Here is a 1,467-nt window from a genome sequence, read left to right on the forward strand (position 1 = left end):
CGCGCGAACGGCCGTCGTCTCGCGCAGCGCGCTGGCCGCCGTGCTGCGTCGCGGCATCGCCGGCGCGCGCGACATGGGCGGCAACGAGGTCTTCGACGTGCGCACGCGCCTACAGCAGACCGTCCGCTTCGCGTAGTCTCCCTCGTCAGCCGTTGAGGCCGAAGAGGTCGAGCGGGTGGGTCAGGCGCCACCAGGGCGACGGCTCCTCGATGTCGCCGGCCAGCTCGAGCTCGACGGTCGCGGCGTTCAGCGGGCCCGTCACCGCGAGGGTGCCCACGGCGTCACCGGCCTCGCGGCTGTCGCCGAGGTCGTAGGTCGTCTCGACCGTGCCGACGCCGCCGTTCCACAGCACCACCGAGGCGTCGCCCGAGGTCACCATGTCGATGGGTTCGCCCCACAGCGTGTCGACCTTCCCCGCGACCGTCCCGGTGGCCACCGAGGGCTTCAGCTGCAGCTCCTGCTCGAGTCCCGCGTAGAGGGCGCGCGACGCGTCGAGGCGCGCGGTGTTGTCGGGCTGACCGAGCACCGACGCGTACAGACGCACCGTGGTGTCGCCGATGACGACGTCCTTGGCCGAGAGCAGGTTCCACGAGTCGAGCGTGCCGGTCTTGATGCCGACCACGCCGGCGTCGGCGAGCAGGGCGTTGGTGTTCTCGACGTGGCCGGCGCCGGGCAGATCGACAGCCGGCTTCGCCACGATCTCGGCGATCACCGGGTTCTCCAGCGCCTTCTGCGCGAGCGTGATGAGCGCCTGCGGTGTCGCGGCGTTGTCGGAGTCCATCCCGGTGGGCTCGACGATCGTCACGCCCTCCACGCCGCGAGAGGCGAGCCAGTCGCTCGCGGCGGACGCGAACACGGCGTCCGACGGCCACAGCGTCTGCGCGAGCCGGTCGGCGTAGTTGTTCGCCGAGCCGATGAGCATGCCCTCGAGCATCTGGTACTGCGTCAGCGATCCGCCGGCAGGCACGTCGAGCGCCGATTCGCCGTTGCTGCGGTACTGCCAGTACCGCGAGCTGTCGGCCGACGTGAAGTGGAACTCGGGTCCCTGCTCGCCGACCGCCAGGGGCATCTCGTCGAGCACGACCAGAGCGGTCACGACCTTGGTGATACTGGCGATCTCGCTCGGGTCCGGCGTGGACGCCAGCGCGGCACCCATGCCCTGAACGCCCACCGCCGCGCTGCCCTGCGCCGGCCAGACGGGTGCAGCGGCGGGCGCGGCTGCCGGCTGCACCTCGATCGCCGTCACGGTGGGGGCCACCGCGTGCAGTGGCCACAGCAGCGTCGCCGCCGAGTAGGCGCCGACGAGTCCGGCCATCACGAGCGTCGGCACGACGACGCCGGCTCGCAGCGGCGATCGTCGCGGCGCATCGGCGAGCAGGTCGACGTCGACGGTGACGTACGGGCTCGCCGCGGCGGTGAGGTCGCCGGGCGCGGCGACGCGCCCGATCGAGCGGTCGTCCACCCAGG

Annotated in this window: 1 protein-coding gene and 1 pseudogene; one reads left to right on the forward strand and one right to left on the reverse strand. The window is 72.5% G+C overall.

Features of this window, described 5'->3' with window-relative positions; all coding sequences use genetic code 11:
- Positions 1–136 (forward strand): annotated as a pseudogene (locus tag EIO58_RS19435) (molecular chaperone DnaJ); the annotation flags it as partial.
- 9 nt (positions 137–145) lie between these two features.
- Here EIO58_RS19435 and EIO58_RS17780 read toward each other — a convergent pair.
- The coding region (locus EIO58_RS17780) for a D-alanyl-D-alanine carboxypeptidase family protein (RefSeq protein ID WP_127820541.1) at positions 146–1,467 on the reverse strand (1,322 nt) is incomplete at its 5' end.

Origin of the sequence: Microbacterium sp. CPCC 204701 (assembly GCF_004010105.1) — a bacterium.
GTDB lineage: Bacteria > Actinomycetota > Actinomycetes > Actinomycetales > Microbacteriaceae > Microbacterium.